Source organism: Abyssibacter sp., assembly GCF_964229365.1.
In the GTDB taxonomy this organism is placed as follows: Bacteria; Pseudomonadota; Gammaproteobacteria; order Nevskiales; family OUC007; genus Abyssibacter.
The window spans coordinates 17,214-35,055 of record NZ_CAXRDQ010000018.1; the positions used below are offsets into that span (position 1 = coordinate 17,214).

Below are 17,842 nucleotides of genomic sequence, written 5' to 3' on the forward strand. Positions count from 1 at the left end.
TCAATTCTCCAGACGCTGCCACGCATCGGCAACGTCACGTTCAATTTGTTGTTTGAGAGCCGGCAAGCCGTCGAAACGCCGCTCCGGCCGGATGAAATCGACGAACTCGACCCAAAGTCGGTCGCCATACAAATCATGCACTCCTTCCAAGCAATGGACTTCCAGCAAGGCGCCCTGCCCGCTAACGGTTGGTCGTGTCCCGTAGTTCGCGACGCCGGGAACTGCGACGGCATTGCCTGTCGTAACGCGCACCGCGTAGACACCGTGGCGCAACGCAGCCTTGCGACGCAAGCGCAGATTCGCTGTTGGGAACCCGATCGTCCGTCCCGCCTGCTGCCCGGCCTGGACCCGGCCCGTAACGCGATAGCGTTGCCCTAGCAAGCGATTCGCCTGTCGTAACTCGCCGGCGGCCAGCGACTCGCGCACACGGGTGCTGCTAACGCGTTCACCGTCATCGACCACGGTGCGGGCGACGTCGACATCAAAACCGCCTCGCTCCCCCGCCTGCTTCAGGGACCGCACATCGCCCGCCCGTTCTGCTCCGTACCGAAAATCCTCGCCGACAATGACTGTTCGGCAGCCGAGCCCGTCCACAACCACTCGGCGCACAAAATCATCTGGAGACGTCGATGCCAGCGCTGCGTCGAAGCGAAGGCACAGCAACTGATCGACAAGCTGGCCTTCGCTCAACATAGCCACTGTTTCGGACAATCGGTTCAGGCGTGGTGGCGCCGAGGCAGCGTCGAAATATTCCCGCGGGGTGGGCTCGAATGTCACCAGCGTGGTCTTGGCGCTTCCCGCGCAATCGCTCAGCTGCTGCAGAATCGCACGATGCCCGCGGTGGAGGCCGTCAAAGTTGCCAATCGCGACGACGGAGGGCCGATGGGCAGGCCGCAAGTTGTGGAGTCCTCGGATCAGCTGCATTTGTGACGAATTATACCGAGCCGGGCCCGGTTTCGCCGACGGTGTCGACGACATCCGCAAGCCGGAAGTCGCGGGGGCGAAGACCCAGCACCAAGATGACCAGTGCGTAGATCAGGCCGCCCCCACCCACTGCTGCCAGCAGCCAGGTGACGCGGGTCCATAGGTCGGCCGCGATCCACTCGTCCACCGGACCACCTGCAAGAATCAGCACGGCGCCCATCGTCGCCGCCGCCACGCAGGTCGACACGATGATTCGAACCAGTCCACGAGAGACCGTGAGGCCGATGCCGCGTTTCAGCGCGCGGTACAGCAATGCCGCGTTAATGAACGCACCCAACGATGTACCCAGCGCCAGACCTGCGTGGACGCCTTCGATGCCGAGCAGGGTGAAGGCACCGACAAGCGCGATGTTGAGCACCATGGTCAGACTGAGCGCGATCACGCCACAGCGGACAGGCGTGCGTGCGTCCTCCCGTGAGTAAAAGGCCGGCGTGAGAATCTTGACGAGGCTGAAGCCGAAGAACCCCAGCGCGTAGGCCATCAGGCTGCGTCGTGTCATCTCGACATCGACAGCCGAAAACGCGTTGTACTGGAACAGTGTGGTCACAAGCGGCCCAGCCAGAACGAGCAAGCCCACAGCGGCCGGCATCCCCAGCAGGAACAGGAAGCGCAGCGCCCAGTCGACGGTCGCGGCGAACTCCTGTTTGCGACCGCCGGCATGCTGACCCGACAGGCGCGGCAGAATGACGGTCGCGAGCGCGATCGAAAACACGCCCAGCGGAAACTCCATCAATCGATCGGAGAAATACAACCAACTGATACTGCCGGTGACCAACAACGACGCCAGAATCGTATCGAGCAGCAGATTGATCTGCGCCACCGACGACCCGAACAAAATCGGCCCCATCATCCGCAGAATTCGCCGCACCTGGGGGTCGGAAAAGTTCACGCGGGGCCAGGTCAAGACGCCCAGCCGACTGACACTCGGCAGATGAAAACCCAATTGGACGACACCCGCGACCAGCACCGCGACGGCGAGCGCGTGGGTCGAGGGCGCAAAGACCACCGCCGCGGTGATCAGACAAACGTTAAGCCAGACGGGTGAGAAGGCTGGGATCGCAAAACGGTTGTAGGTGTTCAACACACCGGCGAAAAGCGCGGATAACGAAATCAGCAGCAGATACGGAAACGTCCACCGCAGCATGTCCGAGGCTGCCTCGAACTTGACCGGATCATCAACAAAGCCGACCGCGAATACGGCAATGACCGCCGGCGCGAAAGCGACGCCCAATGCGGTCAGCACGACGAGCACGACGCCCAGGGTGCCGGCTGAAACCGCGATCAGCCGCTTCACCTCCAGATCGCCGTCCGCTGAACGCGTTGCGGACAGCACCGGCACAAAGGCCTGCGCGAAGGCCCCTTCGGCAAACAACCGCCGTAAGAAATTCGGAATCTTGAACGCGACGAGAAACGCGTCCATGCCCACACCAGGCCCGAACAGCGTCGCGAACAGAACCTCTCTCGCCAGGCCCAGAACGCGGGACACCAGTGTCATGCCGCCAACAATCGAGGTGGATCGAACTATCGTGCTCAAACTGCGACCCGGAGGGCGGAAAGCGCGCTAGGTTAGCCGAATCACCGAGCATTGGCGTTGGTGATTGACTTTACGCGGGAACACCATAAAATACGCGGCCTTCAATCATCCGCCAACCCCGTTTTCGAAGAGGATCTACGTGGCGAATTCCGCACAAGCACGCAAGCGCGCCAAGCAGGCCAAGGTGGCTCGCGAACGCAACATGAGCCAGCGTTCCATGACGCGTACATCCATCAAGAAGGTGGTCAACGCGATCGAAAGCGGTGACAAGGACGCCGCACAGGCCGCCTACACAGCTGCCGTTCCGGTCATCGACCGAATGGCGCGCAAAGGATTGCTGCATGCCAACAAGGCTGCTCGTCACAAGAGCCGCCTGAGCAAGCGCATCCAAGCGCTTTAATCCGGCTTCATCAAGCGGATTTGGCAAAAAGCCGGCTTAAAAGCCGGCTTTTTTGTGCGCCTCAGTCGTTCAAGGCCATGTTGTCCCGGTGGATCAGCTCGGCGTCGCCCACGTAACCCAGCCGGTCGACCAGTTCACTGCTGGCGCAGCCGAGAATCCGGATCGCATCCTCACTGGCGTAGTTGGTGATGCCGGTGGCGAGACGCTGCGCGCCGTCCGAGGCGACTATCTCCACCAGATCACCACGCCGGAACTGGCCGCTCACCCGGACGACGCCCACGGGCAACAGACTGCTGCCCCGCTTGCACAGCGCCCGCGCAGCTCCGGCATCGACTGCAATCGTGCCTGCAATCCGCAGCCGTCCGGCAATCCAGCGTTTGCGACCTTTGAGTGCAGCGCCGCTGGGCGTCAGCCGTGTGCCCCGGGCGGTTCCGTCGATCGCGCAGGCCAGCGCGTCGTCACCAGAACCATCGAGCAGCAAGGTCCAGGCACCGCTCTTGGCCGCCAGCGCCGCCGCGTCGAGTTTAGTGACCATGCCGCCGCGACCCAGCCGGCCCGAGCTGGCCCCGGCATAGGCACGGAGCGCGGGATCACCCGCCGCACCGGCTTCCACCAGCTCCGCATCCGCGTGTGTGGTCGGATCGGCGGTCATCAAGCCCGGTTGGTCGGTGAGGATGATCAAGCCATCGGCGTCGACGAGCTGCGCGACCACCGCCCCCAGACGATCGTTGTCGCCGAAGCGGATCTCGTCCGTCGCCACGGTGTCGTTCTCGTTGACGACAGGAACAACCCCCAGGTCGATCAGCGACAGCAGGGTCGATCGCGCGTTGAGGTACCGACGGCGGTCGGCGACGTCGTCATGCGTCAGCAGCACCTGCGCGGTGTGCAGGCCATGCTTGCTGAATGCGTCACCCCAGGCCTCGGTCAGCCCCATCTGCCCGATGGCGGCAGCGGCCTGCAGACGGTCCAGCGAATCGGGTCGCTCGGACCACCCCATACGCGCCATGCCTTCGGCCACGGCGCCGGAAGACACGATCACGATTGGCGTGCCTGCGCCAACGGCGCTCGCGACCTGCTCTGACCAGCGTGCGATGGCCGCGTGATCGAGGCCGCGCCCCCCCCGTGTGATCAACGAGCTCCCGATCTTGACGACCAGACGCCGGGACTCGTTCATCCGACGGCCTCGTCGTCGCCCTCGATCTCGTCTGCGTCCATCGTCTTCAGGTGCTCGTAGATGTCACGCATCAGTGTCTTGGTGCCATCGCCGGAATGACTGGAGACCGCATAGACCGGCCCGGTCCATGTAAGGGATTCAACGAGTTCCGACAGCTCTTCGGCCGCCAGTTCTTCGCCGAGAATGTCGGTCTTCGTCAGCACCAGCCATCGAGGAATGGCCGCAACGGCCTCCCCGTACTGCTCCAGTTCCGCATCGATCTTGCGCACGCGTTCCGCGGCGGACTCGCCAATCGCGTTCTCGGGTTCGACCAGGTGCAGAATCAGACGCGTGCGCTGCAAATGCCGCAGGAACTGATGCCCCAGCCCAACCCCGTCCGCGGCCCCTTCGATCAAGCCGGGGACATCCACCATGACGAAGCTCTCGGCGGGGCCGACGCGCACGACCCCCAGGTTGGGATGCAAGGTGGTGAACGGATAATCCGCGACCTTGGGCTTGGCCGCCGAGACAGCACTGATCAGGCTTGATTTGCCGGCGTTCGGCATGCCAGCAAGGCCGACGTCCGCGAGCAGCTTGAGTTCCAGGCGCAGCTTTCGCCGATCGCCCGGCTTGCCAGGCGTGAACTGGCGTGGCGCGCGATTGGTACTGCTCTTGTAGCGTGCGTTGCCAATGCCATGCCAGCCGCCATGGGCCACCATCACCTTCTGGCCGTGGTTGGTGAGTTCACCAATGGTCTCGCCGGTTTCCATATCCTGGATCACCGTGCCGAGCGGCATCTGGATAACGCAGTCATCGCCCCGCGCGCCGGTGCAATTGGCACCGCGACCATTCTCGCCGCGCTTGGCCGCAAACCGCCGGGTGAACCGGAAGTCGGCCAGCGTGTTGATCTCCTCGTTACCCACGGCGTAGACATGGCCACCATCGCCACCATCCCCGCCGTCCGGCCCGCCGAAGGGCACGTATTTCTCACGGCGGAATCCCACACAACCGTTGCCGCCATCGCCGGCTTCGACGGTGATGGCTGCCTCATCAACAAACTTCATGGATGACTCCGCTACCGTGAAATGGCGCGTCGGGATGACCCGCCTGCGCGCAGATACGAAAAAGGCCCCGCCGGCATGCCGACGAGGCCTTTTTCAAGTCGCGTCGGCGGCTATGCCAACTCGACCGGCTCGATGCGCACGAACTTGCGCTTCTCGGCGCCCTTGACTTCAAACACCACACGGCCGTCCACCTTCGCGAACACGGTGTGATCCTTGCCAACGCCTGCGTTGTCGCCGGCACGGAAACGGGTGCCACGCTGGCGCACGATGATGCTGCCCGCGGAAACCACTTCCCCACCGAAGGCCTTGACGCCCAGTCGTTTGGACTCGGAATCGCGGCCGTTGCGAGTACTACCGCCTGCCTTTTTATGTGCCATGAGTGTGCTCCTTAGCCGGCGATGCCGGTGATCTTGAGTTCGGTGTAGTTCTGGCGGTGGCCCTGGGTTCGCTTGTAACCCTGGCGGCGCTTGAACTTGATGACGCGGATCTTATTGCCGCGGCCTTCGCCAGCCACCTCGGCCGTCACCGATGAACCATCAACGAACGGCGTGCCGATCTTGACGGATTCACCCTCACCGACCATCAGCACTTCGTCGAACGTAATCGTGTCGCCAGCCTCGGCTGCCAGGGTTTCGACGCGAATGACGTCGCCCTCGGCCACACGATACTGCTTGCCACCTGTCTTAATGACCGCGTACATCTGAAATTCTCCGGAACGAAACTACGGCACAAGACGCCGCAGCCAAAATTCAAGGGCGCGAATTCTACGTCGAGACGGGTTTTCGGTCAACGAAAAGTCTGCTATCCCGTACTTCTGCCCGCTCTGAAAGCGGCGGCGGACAAACAGTTTTGTCCGCTTTGCAGTTACGGCACCAAGTTTGACTTAAAATCAAACGCTTAGATAGCCCCCTGGTTGTTCTCGGCTCACGCTGTCGCTAGCATCCGCGCATTCGCCCGCCGAACCTTTCGAATGAAACTTGCCGAACTGCTGTCTCCGATTGCCTCCGACATGGCCGCAATCGATCAACTGATCCGGGATGAACTGCAGTCCGACGTCATACTGATCAACCAGATCGGCCACCACATCATTGCCGGCGGCGGCAAGCGCATGCGCCCTGCCCTGGTCGCGTTCTCCGCACAGGCGCTCGCCTTCGATGACTCGCGTGTTCCGGTGGCTGCGGCAATCATCGAGTTCATTCACACCGCGACCTTGCTACACGACGATGTGGTCGATGAGTCCACGCTCCGTCGCGGTCGAGAAACCGCCAACGCCAGCTTCGGCAATGCAGCCAGCGTCCTCACCGGCGATTTCCTCTATTCGCGCGCATTCGAGCTAATGGTCCGGTTGCAGTGCATGCCGATCATGGATCTTCTGGCGCGCACGACCAACGCCATCGCCGAGGGCGAGGTCCTGCAGCTGATGAATATCGGCAACCCGGACATCTCCGAAGCGCAATACCTTGACGTCATCGATCGCAAAACCGCGCGGCTGTTCCGGGCGGCGACGCTGCTCCCGGCGCTGCTCAGCGAAGCGCCTGAGGCCCAGGCACAGGCGACAGCGGCGTATGGTCAGGCGTTGGGCATGGCGTTTCAGCTTGTCGACGATGCCCTGGACTATCAGGGCAGCGAATCGGACCTCGGCAAGCATGTCGGAGACGATCTGGCCGAGGGCAAGCCCACGCTGCCGCTGCTACGGGTACTGCAGCAAGGCAACGATAGTGCCCGCCGCCGTGTTCGCCGCGCGATTACCGAGGCCACGGCGGACGAACTGCCGGCGATCATCGACGACATCCGCGCTGTCGGCGCGATCGAACAAACCACACAACTGGCCGATGACTACGCATCGCAGGCAGTCCAGGCGCTGGACGCCCTGCCAGCCTCTTCGGAGCGCGACACCCTCGCCGCGCTTGCGCGTTTTTCGGTCGAGCGTATTAGCTGACCCAGAGCGGCCATAAAAAAAGGCGACCTGAGCGGTCGCCTTTTTTCGGTCCAGCGTTCGGGCCGGACCGGAATGATTTGGTCGGGGTGACAGGATTTGAACCTACGACCCCTGCCTCCCGAAGGCAGTGCTCTACCAGGCTGAGCTACACCCCGAACCAGTGGTCAGGACAGCGCCCCAACCGGCGGCGGACTATACGCAAAGCCCCCCGCTGACGCAACGGATTCACGGCCGTATCAGGGGGTGCGAATGGCCAGTAGGCGGATCTCCGACATGTCCTCGATGGCGAAGCGCAGGCCTTCACGGCCGAGCCCGCTATCCTTGACGCCACCGTAGGGCATCTGATCGGTGCGCCACGACGGTACATCGCCAATGATCACGCCGCCGACCTCCAGTGTGTCCCAGGCCTGCTGCATGCGGTAGAGATCGCGGGTGAAGATCCCGGCCTGAAGACCGAAACGGCTGTTGTTCACGGAGGCCAGGGCCTCGTCGAAGTCCTCGAAGCTGGACAGCACGGCGGCTGGCCCGAACGCCTCCTCGGTCACCAGCTTCTGGTCTCCGCCGACGTTTTCCATCAACGTCGCCTGGAGCATGGCCCCGTCGCGATCGCCACCACAGAGCAGCGTGCCGCCGGCAGCCTGGGCTTCTTGAATCCAGTCATGTAACCGTTTGGCTTCCCCTTCGGAGATCATCGGGCCAATGAAGGTGTCGCGGTCCTTGGGGTCACCCACCTTGAGGGATTTGGTCGCCTCGACAAAGCGGTCTCGAAACGACTCATAGACGCTGCTGTGAATCAGGATTCGCTGGACACCGATACAGCTCTGACCAGACTGGTAGAACGCGCCGATCAGCATGCGCTGCACGGCATCCTCCAGATCATCCCAGGTCTCGTCGACGATGCAGGCGGCGTTGCCGCCCAGTTCCATCACGACCTTCTTCTTTCCTGCGCGGGCCTTGAGTGCCCAGCCGACGGTGTCGGAGCCGGTGAACGACAGCAGTTTAAGCCGATGATCCTCAACCAGTGCGTCGGCGGCATCGCGCGTCATCGGCAGAATCGAAAATGCGCCCTCGGGCAGGTCGGTCTCGGCCAGCGTCTCTCCGATGATCAGGGCACCGACCGGTGTACGTGATGCCGGTTTCAAGACGAACGGACAGCCAGCCGCAATCGCCGGCGCCACCTTGTGCGCGGCAAGATTCAGCGGGAAGTTGAACGGCGAAATGAATGCGCAGGGACCAATCGGGACGCGTTTGTACATGCCCTGGTAGGCGGCGGCGCGGGCCGCATTTGCCAGGGGGATGACGGCACCGATGTCATGTTCGGTTTCGGCCGCGGCGACGCGAAACGTTTCGATCAGCCGTGTGACCTCGCCCTCGGCGTCATTGATCGGCTTGCCGGCCTCGATGCAAAGACTTTCCGCCAGTTCGTCGAAGCGATCACGAAAGCGTGACACGCAGTGCTCCAGCACCTCACGCCGCTGATAGGGCTTCAATGCGGCCATTGCCGGCGTGGCGGCTTCCGCCGCCGCGATCGCCTGGTCCAGCGTGGTTTCATCCGCAAGGGCAACGCGTGTGGCGACACCGCCGTTGTACTTGTCGGTCACATCCAGATCGGTGTTCGCCTGGACGGCTTTGTTCGCCAGATAGTAGGGATACTGGTCCTTGAGCATCGTGTCTCCTAGTGCAATCCATGATGCAAGTCGATGGTCGGGCCAGGCCCGCGACTTGGCTCTAATTGTTGACTTTGATCCGCCCCAGTCGTTCGGTGAGCTTGGCGTTTTCTCGGTAATCGACCGGCATGACCACCAGCGCCGGCCCCTCATGGGCCAGGGCTCGGTCCAGCGCAGGCCTGAGTTCAGACGCCCGGTGCACGTATTCACCCTGCCAGCCGAAACTCTCGGCCAGCTTGAGCCAGTCCGGATTGCCGAAGGACAGATTGGTGTGACGCTTGAACTCGTCCTGCTGCTTCCACGCGATCAGCCCGTAGCCGCCATCTTCCCAGACCAGCATTGTCACGTTCGCATTCAGGCGCGAGGCCGTCTCCATTTCCTGCACATTCATCATGAAATCGCCATCCCCGGCGATGCCAAGCACCTTGCGGTCCGGGTGGACCAGGTGTGCTGCAATCACGCCCGGCAACGGCAAACCCATGGAGCAAAAGCCGTTAGGAATGAGGCAGGTATTCGGTTCGTGGCAGTGGTAGTAACGGGCCGTCCACATCTTGTGCGCGCCGACACCGGACAGGAGGATGTCGTTGGGTCCCAGCGCCTGCCGCACATCCCAAATGGCCTTCTGTGGCTTGATCGGGCCGTCTTCGTCATCCTCGGCGTGCTCACTAAATTCACTGAGCATGCGTTCGCGCACATCGGCCTGCACGGCGAAATCGTAATCCGGAACACCGTCACGCTCGAAGCGCTCGTTGAGCATCCACAGGCAGTGCGCCAGATCACCCACGACCTCGACGGCGGGGTGATAGTCGCGGTCGATCTCGGCGGGCTCGAAGTCGATATGAATCACGGCACAGCGATCACCTCCCAGATTCCAGCGGCTGGGCGGGTACTCGACCATGTCGTAGCCCAGAGTAATCACGACATCGGCTGTCTCGACCGCATCGACAACATAATCGCGCTGCCCGAGCCCAATGGTGAACAGCGAATACGGCGCGTCCATGTCCACCGCGCCCTTGCCCATGAACGTGCTCATGACACCGATGCCGGTGCGCTCACAAAGTTTGCGTAGCTGTCGGGACGCGCGGCGGCGGATCGCACCATTGCCGGCGATGATCACCGGTGATCTGGCGTTGCGCAGCAGTTCGTAGGCGCGGTCAACGATCTTGTCGTCGGGCACCGGTCGGCGGAAGCGGCGCGGTTCGACCGGCTCGGTGGTCGCATCGCGCTTGGCGATGTTTTCCGGCAGCTCAAGCAGCACGGCGCCGGGTTTTTCCCGGCGTGCAATGCGAACAGCCTTGCGCACGATCTCAGGAACGGCGTCAGGTTCGTTGATGGTCTGCGCCCACTTGGTCACCGGTTCGTACATGCCGACCACATCCATGATCTGGTGGCTTTCCTTGTGCTGACGCGCCGTGGCGCCCTGCCCCGTGATGCACAGCAGCGGAGCGCGATCCATGTTGGCGTCAGCAACGCCGGTCAACAGATTCGTCGCGCCAGGTCCGAGCGTGCCCAGACAGCCTGCAGGGTTGCCCGTTAGACGCCCATAGACCTCCGCCATGAACGCGGCGCCTTGTTCGTGTCGCGTGAGAATGAATTCGATGCTGGAGTTCTCCAGCGAAAGCATGAAATCGGCGTTCTCTTCACCCGGCACGCCGAAGATGTACTCAATGCCTTCAAGTTCCAGGCACCGCACCATCAAGTCAGAAGTTTTCACCCGTCGCACTCCATGTGTCAGACCAGACCCCAGGTTCCCCTGCGCAACGGTACACCACTGCTATGACCGCTCCAGTTCCGATGCAGACCAGGGAGTGACTCACGGCACATTCAGGGATCACGCACGCCTCATCCCGCCCAGGACGCCAAATCCGCAGACATGAATTTACGGATCAGGCGCAACCGGTTCTTCTGGCTCCGACAGAGCGGGCGATGAATCGGCCGGCTCCGAAGATTGGGCGGGCGCAGCGTCTGTGTTGACCGGCGCCTGCGGCACCTTGCCGTCGCTCTCCTCCGCCTCTTCTTCCGGCGCATCCTCGCCGTCCGTCCGGGGGGCTGTTTCCTCGGCGCGTTCGGGCGGCGGACGCTCCGTTTCGGTGGCCTCGTCGGTGTCTTCCACGCTGGGCTCATCAGCCGGCTGGGCGGCGGCCTCTTCCTGCACGGCCTCCTCGGTGGTCTGGATACCGACCCGGAAGGCCGCGAAGCCTGGCATCACCACCTGGTTCAACGCCATGCCTAGGATCCGTCCCCGGTAGGGCGATCTCACCTCATGGCGAACGTTGGTGATCGGGTCGGTGATCGTGCCCAGTACCGTGCCTTCGGTGACCACATCACCAACACGCACCAGGGTCAGCAGAATTCCGCCGTGGTCCGAGCGCACCCAATACGACTCGTAGAACACCGGCTGTGGCGTTGACCAGCGACGTTCTCGATCAATCATGCCTAGCTGATGCATCAGCGTCTCGATACCGCGCACGCCCTGGTCGACTTGTTGTGGCTGAAGACGTAGCGGCTCGCCGGCCTCCAACGTCACGGCCGGAATACCCGAATCGACCGCCGCCCGCCGCAACGTGCCCTTCGCGCCCTCGGTGTGGAGCACGGCGATACCCCCGAATCCGCGGCTCAGTTCCACCACCGCGGGCTGGGTGAGATCTGCTCGAAGCTGCGGCAGGTTGGTCCGGTGGAACGACCCGGTATGCAGATCGGCCAGCCGGTCGCAGTGCTCAATGACTTCGGTGAAGAAGGAATACGCCACGCGGGAGGCCAGGCTGCCGGTCGGCGAGCCGGGAAAATAGCGATTGAGATCACGCCGGTCGGGCAGATATCTCGAATTGCGCTGAAAACCAGCCAGGTTGACGATGGGCACGCCGATCACGGTGCCGGACAACGCGTTCGGGTCCAGCGAATGCACGACGCGGCGGATGATCTCGATGCCGTTGAGCTCATCACCATGCACGGCGCCGGTCAGGCACAGCACCGGTCCTTCCTGCGCGCCATGCGAAATCAGAACGGGCGTCGCCCCGCCGAGTTGACCGAAATGGTAACTCGCGGTCCAGGCCAACTGCCGCCAGGTACCGGGTTCAACCGATTGCCCCAGCAACTGGAACGGCTGGACCCCGTCTGGGTCGACCTCCGGATCGGGCGGAGTGGCCACCGGCTCTGCGCCTGCTGCCACATCGGCTGCGGACGGAGCCGCTGTCGCCGTCTCGCCCTGCGAGGCGGCCCTGGTTGACGCGCTCGAAACACCCGCCTCTTCCAGCGCCGGCTCTGGCGCGCTGTTGGTGACCGGGGCTTGCGCGATGGCGGCGGGCCCAGACAGCGCTGCGGCAGACAAGGCGATGATGATGCGATTGATCATGGTGTTGCAAACTAGCAAAGATCCCTTCCTTTCTGGAAAAACGGACGCTGTTCATGCTGGATTCGTGCGACCGGCGTGGCGATTCCCTAGACTGATACTCGGGCATTCAACAGACGCAAGACTTCATGCGATGGTTCCTTTCGGCTGTGATCGCAGCCAGTTTGGCCAGTCCCTTCAACGCCACGGCTGACAGCCGCACGCCCGGCAAGGTCATTGCCGGTTGGGTAGAAAAAGTGAGCCTCCAGCCGTGGAACGTGATTGTTTCAGCCAAGCTGGATACCGGCGCTCTCACGTCGTCTATCCACGCCGAAGATATTGAGCGTTTCGAGAAAGACGACGAACGCTGGGTGAGGTTCACGCTGGTTCTGGAAGACGAGAACGATAAGGTCCATCGCATCGAAACCGAACAAGCGCTCGCCAGAAACGTCCGAATCAAGGACCATGACGACCCCAGCGCGCGCCGCGCGGTCGTGGAACTGGAACTGTGCTTCGATGGCCGCAGGCACCGGACACAGTTCTCGCTCGCAGATCGCGGCGACTTCATCTACCCCGTGTTGTTGGGCCGCCGCTTCATGGAGGATGTCGCCGTCGTTGATCCGGAAAGCACGTTTTTGACCCAGGCGCGCTGTGAATGAGCGTTGGCTCCCGGACCTGCACGCGGCGGTCGGGGCTAATTGTTGACCATCGGTCCCAGGGGAGATGGGGATGACTGACGTGACACTGCACGCACTAATTGAAGCCATGGGATCCATGGCCGCATTCAGCGGGACACTCCATTGAGAAATCTGCCGGTCTGGATCATCGCCGCGCTGCTCATGGTCGCCGGCGGCCTGCTGTGCGCCTACAAGGTCAATGTACTCGGACTCCCGTTGCTGCCGAGCACCGACGCCGCAGTCTGGACCGTCGAAGCCCGTGCCGCGTTTCGCGCACGAGGCGGCCCCGTCAAGGCAACGCTGCTCATTCCGCGCGAACCGCCTGGTTTTGAACGCCTGGATGAGAACTACATTTCGAACGGGTTTGGAGTCTCTCAGGAAGTCAGCGGCCAGAACCGGGCAGCACTGTGGGCGGTGCGCCGGGCTAGCGGAATCCAAGCGGTCTACTACCGCCTGACGGTCTTTGAAACCCAAACCGGCAACACCACGCATAACGACCCCTTTCCGGGCTATCCCCGTGTGCCGGACTATGGCGAGTCCACCCAGGCCGCTGTGAACGCCTTGCTCAACGAAGTGCGTTCGGAGTCCGCCGACATCGCGACCTTCGCACGCGCCCTGATCGCGCGGATGAACCGTGAGGGAGCCAATCCGTCGGTCGACAGTCTGCGCACCGGCGGCGACAGCCCCGGCGCGTGGGCGCAATGGCTGGTCGATGTACTGGCCGGAGCGCGCATCCCGGCCCGTGTCATCTGGGGTCTTCCGCTGGTCGATGGCACGCGTGATGCAACCCTGGTGCCGTACATCGAAGTGCATAACGAACAGCGCTGGATCCCCATGTCGCCGGAGACGGGAGTGGTCGGCCTGCCGGACGACTTTCTGGTCTGGCGCATCGGCAACGACCCGCTGCTGGCGGTGGATGGCGGGGCGCAGCCCGATGTCCGCTTCTCGGTGACACGTAGCCAGCGTCAGATCGTGTCCATCGCGCGTGACCGGGCGAAACTGCACGGCTCGCTGATGCTGGACTACTCGCTGTTTTCGCTCCCCGTTCAGACACAGAACGTCTATCGGGTGTTGCTCACCGTGCCGTTGGGGGCCTTTCTGGTCGTGCTGCTGCGCAACGTGGTCGGCGTCAAGACCTTCGGTACCTTCATGCCGATCCTGATCGCGCTGGCGTTCCGTGAGACCAAGCTGCTGTGGGGGATCGTGCTGTTTTCTCTGATCGTGGCCCTTGGCCTTGGACTACGGTTTGCGCTGGAGCGGTTAAAGCTGCTGCTGGTTCCGCGCCTGGCATCGGTCCTGATCATCGTGATTCTGCTGATGTTGTTCGTCAGCCTGGTGAGCCATCACCTGGGCATGAACCGCGGCCTGTCGATTGCGCTGTTCCCGATGGTGATTCTCGCGATGACCATCGAGCGCATGTCGCTGGTGTGGGAGGAACACGGTGCCTGGGAGGCCATTCTCCAGGGCGGTGGCAGCCTGCTCGTCGCAGCCGCGGGCTTCCTGATCATGAGCAACCAAACGCTCACGCATCTCGTGTTCGTCTTCCCGGAATTACTGCTCGTGCTGCTCGGCGGCTGCCTGATTCTGGGGCGTTATACCGGCTATCGGCTGTCGGAGTTCTGGCGCTTCCGCGCCGTGCTAACCGGCAAAGACCCGTAATGCGCTGGCCTGGCACCATCTTGCGCGAGGCCGGCATTTTGTCGATGAATCAGCGTAACGCTGATTTCATCATGCTCAACAACGCACGCCGCCTTTATCCGCTGGTTGACGACAAACTGAAAACCAAGGAACTGGCCAAACGCGCAGGCATCGCGGTGCCCGCGCTGTATGGGGTGATTCGCACCGAGCACGCGATCAACGAGCTGGATGCGCTGCTGGGCGAGCACAAGTCCTTCGTCGTCAAGCCGGCTCACGGCAGCGGAGGCAACGGCATCCTGGTCATCACCGATCGCCGTCAGGGTCGTTTCGTGAAAGCCAGTGGCTCGATGATTTCGCGGGATGAGCTGGGCCACCACATCTCCAACATCCTGTCGGGCATGTTCAGCCTCGGCGGCATGCCTGACCAGGCCATGATCGAATACTGCGTGCAGTTCGATCCGATTTTTGAAGATGTCGCGTTTCAGGGCGTGCCGGATATCCGCACCATCGTGTTCCGTGGCGTGCCCGTCGCCTCTATGGTCCGGCTGCCGACACGGGCATCCGATGGCAAGGCGAATCTGCACCAGGGTGCCGTCGGCGCCGGCATCGACATGGCCAGCGGCCAGACCCAGTCCGGTGTTTGTCAGAACGCCCGCGTGTCCACGCACCCGGATACCGGGGCCGCACTCGCAGGCATCGGCATCCCTGGCTGGGAGACCTTGTTGCTGTTGGCCGCACGCTGCTACGACCTCGCCGCACTAGGCTATCTGGGCGTCGATGTGGTGCTGGATCGAGAGTTCGGCCCACTGGTGCTGGAGCTCAACGCACGCCCCGGGCTGTCGATCCAACTGGCGAATCGCCGCGGGTTGTTGCCGGCGCTCAAAGCCATCGAAGGGATGGAATCAATCCCGACCGCCGCCGACGAACGCGTCGCGCTGGGGCTGGACTTGCTTGCAGGCTCTGCAACGTCATAATGCAGCAACGATGCGAATCGGCGACGGTCCGTTCATCGAACATCATCGCGGGACGATGCGCTCAGGCGCTGGCGATTCTGGCTGCCACGTCGACGCGACATATCAATAAAAAACTCCGTGCGAACTCCGAGGAAGATCATGAAACACAGCCTGACTGGCGTGCTGATCGCCGTGACCATCATCCTGACGGGCTGCGGCTCACAGGGCGACCCGATCCAAGTTGAAAATGGCTGGGTCCGCGCCCTGCCCCCTGGCGCCAAGATGACGGCCGGTTATGTCACCGTCACCAACAACGGCGACGGCGAACTGCGAATGCTCGGCGTCTCCAGCCCGAATTTCGGCCGGATCGAAATGCACAGCACCTATCTCGAGGACGGCGTGCAGCGCATGCGCATGGTCGACGGCTACAAGGTCGCTCCCGGTGAATCGCTGGAACTGAAAGCCGGTGGCAATCATCTGATGATGCGGTTCCCTCGTGATCTGGAAGCCACTAGCGGAACCATCCCGGTCTCTCTCGCCTTTCGCGATGCGGCCGGCGAACTGGTTTCGATAGAATCAGCGTTCGAGCTGCGACAGTCAGCGCCGAACTGAATGTCAGCCCCCGCAGTCTGACCCGACCGCAGCATCCTGCCAGCCACTAGCGCGGAAATTCTCCCGCGCTGGCGTCTGCGGCACGCGTAAAATGGGCTGATGCATCTCGTCACTCTTGTTGCCAGCCTGGTTGCACTGCTATTCGGGCCGTTCGCCTATGCCTGGCTGAATCGTCAGCGACGGCTAAGCGCCGTGCTCGATGGCTTTGTGTTCGTCAGCATCGCCGGCATTGTCCTGCTCGAAGCCCTGCCCGAAGCCGTCGCACACGGCGGCGTGCTGGCATGGTTGGCGCTGGCGATTGGCATGTTCGGTCCGACCCTGGCGGACTCGTTACTGCACCATGCCGCCCGGGAGACGCATCTACTCACGTTGCTGCTGGGCGGTTTCGGCCTGATCCTGCATGCGACTGTCGATGGCGCAGCCTTGTCCGAACCCGCACACGCCGGGCCGGGCCTGGCACTGGCAGTGGTGTTACACCGCATTCCGGTCGGGCTGGCCATCTGGTGGTTACTGCGCCCGACCTTCGGCCTGCGCACTGCCTGGTTGACGCTGGTGCTCATGCTCGTGGGGACCGCCGCCGGTTTCTCGATGGGCGGCGAGATCGCGGCCCACGGCACCACGCCGGCACTCGCCATCTTCCAGGCCTTCATCGCCGGCTCAATTCTGCATGTGGTGTTCAACAAGCCGCATCTGGGCGATCGATACGCCGTCGACTCTCACGACCATGTATCGCCCCGGTACGAAGGCATCGGCAATGTGCTGGGCCTGGGCGTGGTCGTGGCTGTCGCGTTGCTGCACGGCGAAGCGCACTCGAGCCACTCCAACCCCATCGAACTACCCTGGGCGCGCCTGTTGGATCTCACGCTGATCAGCGCGCCTGCACTGCTGCTCGGCTTCGGGCTGGCAGCCGCTCTCGGCCTTTGGCTGCCCGAATCTCCAGTGCGCTGGTTGCAGCGTGGCCCGGCACTGCGCCAAGCCTGGCGCGGCATGCTGTTCGGCCTGCCCTTGCCGGTTTGTAGCTGCGGCGTGCTGCCGGTCTACCGCTCGCTGGTACAGCGCGGTGTGCCGGGCTGCGCGGGCATCGCATTTCTCGTCGCCACGCCGGAACTGGGCCTGGATGCGCTACTGCTGTCGCTGCCCCTGCTCGGCGAATCCATGACCCTGGCGCGAGTGATCGCCGCCGCGGTGCTCGCGCTGGCGGTGGGCTGGTGGGTTGGATCGAGACTACCTGCAGGCGAAGCGGCCGCGCCGGTGCACACAGCTGGCTGCTGCGAGCCGAGCGCCACACCGGAACAAGCCCCCGCAAGCCCATCATGGCGCGATTTCTTCACGCAGCTGGACGAGATGGTTCGGGCCACCGGGCCTTGGCTGATCATCGGACTGGTGCTGGCGGCGATTGCCGAGCCCCTGCTTGATCAGGCGCCATTCATGGCCTGGCCGGGTCTCGTCCAGGTGCTGTTCTTCGCCGTGCTGGGCATTCCCGTCTACGTCTGCGCGAGCGGCGCCACGCCCATCGTCGCCATTCTGCTGGCCGGCGGGCTGTCACCCGGTGCCGGGCTGGCTTTCCTGCTATCCGGGCCGGCGACGAATGTCGCGAGCTTCGGCCTGCTCCGCAATCTTCACGGGCGCGCGACCGCACTTCGCTTTGCCGGTGCCATGGTTGCGGGCGCGGTGCTGCTGGGCCTGATCACCAATGCCGTGCTCGGTGACGGCGGCCAGTTCGACGCCGAAGCCCTGCATCACCTGGACGGCAATTGGCTGCAGTGGGGATGTCTCGCGCTACTCGGGCTGCTGGTGGGAGCCGCCGTGCTACAGCAAGGGGCTCGGCGCTTTTTCGCCGATGGACTGCGAGGCGAGCACGCCCCACAGCCGCATCAGCACTGACAGCAGCCG

16 protein-coding genes and 1 tRNA gene are annotated in these 17,842 nt (G+C 63.1%); 7 read left to right on the forward strand and 10 right to left on the reverse strand.

What is annotated here, in order from left to right:
- Positions 1-978, reverse strand: a complete 978-nt coding sequence (gene ribF, locus ACE1EY_RS02530) for a bifunctional riboflavin kinase/FAD synthetase (protein WP_370299387.1) — start codon at positions 976-978, stop codon at positions 1-3.
- A complete protein-coding gene (murJ, locus tag ACE1EY_RS02535) occupies positions 935-2,518 on the reverse strand; it encodes a murein biosynthesis integral membrane protein MurJ (protein WP_370299388.1) in 1,584 nt (527 codons plus the stop codon). Before murJ ends, ribF begins: the two co-directional genes overlap by 44 nt.
- Positions 2,519-2,657: 139 nt before the next feature.
- Here murJ and rpsT point away from each other — a divergent pair, with 139 nt between their 5' ends.
- On the forward strand, positions 2,658-2,918 hold the full coding sequence (gene rpsT, locus ACE1EY_RS02540) for a 30S ribosomal protein S20 (RefSeq protein ID WP_291513530.1): 261 nt from the start codon (positions 2,658-2,660) through the stop codon (positions 2,916-2,918).
- A gap of 61 nt (positions 2,919-2,979) precedes the next feature.
- Here rpsT and proB read toward each other — a convergent pair whose 3' ends face one another.
- The 4 genes from proB to rplU form a co-directional block, all read right to left on the reverse strand.
- Positions 2,980-4,092, reverse strand: coding sequence for a glutamate 5-kinase (proB, locus tag ACE1EY_RS02545; RefSeq protein WP_370299389.1), 1,113 nt, complete (start codon positions 4,090-4,092; stop codon positions 2,980-2,982).
- Positions 4,089-5,135 carry an Obg family GTPase CgtA gene (gene cgtA, locus ACE1EY_RS02550; protein WP_291513532.1) on the reverse strand — a complete coding sequence of 349 codons (1,047 nt, stop codon included), beginning with the start codon at positions 5,133-5,135 and terminating at the stop codon, positions 4,089-4,091. The genes proB and cgtA overlap by 4 nt, the downstream gene beginning before the upstream one ends.
- A 110-nt stretch (positions 5,136-5,245) precedes the next feature.
- The gene (gene rpmA, locus ACE1EY_RS02555) at positions 5,246-5,512 is read right to left on the reverse strand and encodes a 50S ribosomal protein L27 (RefSeq protein ID WP_291513533.1); all 267 of its coding nucleotides are present in this window, start codon (positions 5,510-5,512) and stop codon (positions 5,246-5,248) included.
- A gap of 11 nt (positions 5,513-5,523) precedes the next feature.
- A complete protein-coding gene (gene rplU, locus ACE1EY_RS02560) occupies positions 5,524-5,835 on the reverse strand; it encodes a 50S ribosomal protein L21 (RefSeq protein ID WP_291513534.1) in 312 nt (103 codons plus the stop codon).
- Between the two features lie 270 nt (positions 5,836-6,105).
- Here rplU and ACE1EY_RS02565 point away from each other — a divergent pair, with 270 nt between their 5' ends.
- Positions 6,106-7,074, forward strand: coding sequence for a polyprenyl synthetase family protein (locus tag ACE1EY_RS02565; RefSeq protein ID WP_291513535.1), 969 nt, complete (start codon positions 6,106-6,108; stop codon positions 7,072-7,074).
- 78 nt (positions 7,075-7,152) lie between these two features.
- Here ACE1EY_RS02565 and ACE1EY_RS02570 read toward each other — a convergent pair.
- From ACE1EY_RS02570 to ACE1EY_RS02585, 4 genes are all read right to left on the reverse strand, one after another.
- Positions 7,153-7,229, reverse strand: a tRNA-Pro gene (locus ACE1EY_RS02570).
- Between the two features lie 81 nt (positions 7,230-7,310).
- Complete coding sequence (locus tag ACE1EY_RS02575) at positions 7,311-8,741, reverse strand: aldehyde dehydrogenase family protein (RefSeq protein WP_370299390.1); 1,431 nt, start codon at positions 8,739-8,741, stop codon at positions 7,311-7,313.
- 61 nt (positions 8,742-8,802) lie between these two features.
- Positions 8,803-10,455 (reverse strand): acetolactate synthase large subunit, encoded by a 1,653-nt coding sequence (locus tag ACE1EY_RS02580; RefSeq protein WP_291513537.1) that lies wholly within the window; start codon positions 10,453-10,455, stop codon positions 8,803-8,805.
- Between the two features lie 165 nt (positions 10,456-10,620).
- Positions 10,621-12,093 carry a succinylglutamate desuccinylase/aspartoacylase family protein gene (locus ACE1EY_RS02585; RefSeq protein ID WP_370299391.1) on the reverse strand — a complete coding sequence of 491 codons (1,473 nt, stop codon included), beginning with the start codon at positions 12,091-12,093 and terminating at the stop codon, positions 10,621-10,623.
- 125 nt (positions 12,094-12,218) lie between these two features.
- Between ACE1EY_RS02585 and ACE1EY_RS02590 the strand changes: the two genes are divergently transcribed.
- The 5 genes from ACE1EY_RS02590 to ACE1EY_RS02610 all read left to right on the forward strand — a co-directional run bounded on the left by ACE1EY_RS02590 (position 12,219) and on the right by ACE1EY_RS02610 (position 17,833).
- Positions 12,219-12,728 carry an ATP-dependent zinc protease gene (locus tag ACE1EY_RS02590; RefSeq protein WP_370299392.1) on the forward strand — a complete coding sequence of 170 codons (510 nt, stop codon included), beginning with the start codon at positions 12,219-12,221 and terminating at the stop codon, positions 12,726-12,728.
- Between the two features lie 141 nt (positions 12,729-12,869).
- A complete protein-coding gene (locus ACE1EY_RS02595; protein WP_291513540.1) occupies positions 12,870-14,405 on the forward strand; it encodes an inactive transglutaminase family protein in 1,536 nt (511 codons plus the stop codon).
- Positions 14,405-15,358 (forward strand): alpha-L-glutamate ligase-like protein, encoded by a 954-nt coding sequence (locus ACE1EY_RS02600; protein ID WP_291513541.1) that lies wholly within the window; start codon positions 14,405-14,407, stop codon positions 15,356-15,358. Before ACE1EY_RS02595 ends, ACE1EY_RS02600 begins: the two co-directional genes overlap by 1 nt.
- Positions 15,359-15,496: 138 nt before the next feature.
- Positions 15,497-15,949: a copper chaperone PCu(A)C gene (locus ACE1EY_RS02605; protein WP_291513542.1), complete on the forward strand. Its 453-nt coding sequence runs from the start codon at positions 15,497-15,499 to the stop codon at positions 15,947-15,949.
- A gap of 99 nt (positions 15,950-16,048) precedes the next feature.
- The gene (locus ACE1EY_RS02610; protein ID WP_370299393.1) at positions 16,049-17,833 is read left to right on the forward strand and encodes a permease; all 1,785 of its coding nucleotides are present in this window, start codon (positions 16,049-16,051) and stop codon (positions 17,831-17,833) included.
- Positions 17,834-17,842: the final 9 nt, after the last annotated feature.

Excerpts from the sequence above, each read along its gene's own strand:
- ribF (WP_370299387.1), bottom strand. The coding sequence starts at position 978 with ATGTCGTCGACACCGTCGGCGAAACCGGGCCCGGCTCGGTATAATTCG.
- proB (WP_370299389.1), bottom strand. The coding sequence starts at position 4,092 with ATGAACGAGTCCCGGCGTCTGGTCGTCAAGATCGGGAGCTCGTTGATC.
- cgtA (WP_291513532.1), bottom strand. The coding sequence starts at position 5,135 with ATGAAGTTTGTTGATGAGGCAGCCATCACCGTCGAAGCCGGCGATGGC.
- rpmA (WP_291513533.1), bottom strand. The coding sequence starts at position 5,512 with ATGGCACATAAAAAGGCAGGCGGTAGTACTCGCAACGGCCGCGATTCC.
- rplU (WP_291513534.1), bottom strand. The coding sequence starts at position 5,835 with ATGTACGCGGTCATTAAGACAGGTGGCAAGCAGTATCGTGTGGCCGAG.
- ACE1EY_RS02565 (WP_291513535.1), top strand. The coding sequence starts at position 6,106 with ATGAAACTTGCCGAACTGCTGTCTCCGATTGCCTCCGACATGGCCGCA.
- ACE1EY_RS02575 (WP_370299390.1), bottom strand. The coding sequence starts at position 8,741 with ATGCTCAAGGACCAGTATCCCTACTATCTGGCGAACAAAGCCGTCCAG.
- ACE1EY_RS02585 (WP_370299391.1), bottom strand. The coding sequence starts at position 12,093 with ATGATCAATCGCATCATCATCGCCTTGTCTGCCGCAGCGCTGTCTGGG.
- ACE1EY_RS02590 (WP_370299392.1), top strand. The coding sequence starts at position 12,219 with ATGCGATGGTTCCTTTCGGCTGTGATCGCAGCCAGTTTGGCCAGTCCC.
- ACE1EY_RS02600 (WP_291513541.1), top strand. The coding sequence starts at position 14,405 with ATGCGCTGGCCTGGCACCATCTTGCGCGAGGCCGGCATTTTGTCGATG.
- ACE1EY_RS02605 (WP_291513542.1), top strand. The coding sequence starts at position 15,497 with ATGAAACACAGCCTGACTGGCGTGCTGATCGCCGTGACCATCATCCTG.
- ACE1EY_RS02610 (WP_370299393.1), top strand. The coding sequence starts at position 16,049 with ATGCATCTCGTCACTCTTGTTGCCAGCCTGGTTGCACTGCTATTCGGG.